Consider the following 687-nt stretch of genomic DNA (forward strand, 5'->3'; position numbering starts at 1 on the left):
ACGGAGATGTAAACGAATCAGAAGAATGATGAAAAACTATGAAAAATAAGTGTTAATTTGCTGAAACTGCGACGCGTGGCTGTAGCTTATGAGCAGAGTCAGATATACTACAACCATACCTTCCTTGCTAAATAGGCGTGCCTATGTCAGACGTTATTCAAAACGATCCTTTTGCTGATCGTGAATCAGAAAATTACGAAATCCATTCCAAGTCGTGAGTTTATTTTAGAGTTTCTCGAACAAGCTGGCGTACCGATGAATCGCAATGATTTGTTCGAAGCACTGCAGTTAAAAGACGAAGATCAATATGAAGGGCTAAGACGCCGTTTGCGTGCAATGGAGCGCGATGGGCAGCTCGTCTTTACTCGTCGTCAATGCTATGCCTTACCTGAAAAATTGGAAATGATTAAAGGGTACGTGATTGGTCACAAAGACGGCCACGGTTGGGTAAGACCAGAAGGCAGCGTTAGCAAAGACGATGACATTCTGCTGCCTCATCATCAGATGAAGACCTTGATTCATGGCGATTTCGTTTTGGTGCAACCGACGGACAACAGCAAGCGCGGCCGCAGGGAAGGACGTTTAGTGCGAGTGTTGGAAGAGCGCAAGCACAATCGTTGGGCGTTTTTTCCTTGAGTACGGCTATTCCTATGTCGTGGCCGACGACTCACGCATCAGCCACGATAT

At 45.9% G+C, this 687-nt stretch carries 1 pseudogene; it reads left to right on the top strand.

The window, feature by feature from the left end:
• Nucleotides 1-143: 143 nt before the first annotated feature.
• A pseudogene (locus CIK04_RS25175) lies at nucleotides 144-687 on the top strand (winged-helix domain-containing protein); the annotation flags it as partial.

The sequence above is a fragment of the Vibrio sp. 03_296 genome (assembly GCF_002265885.1).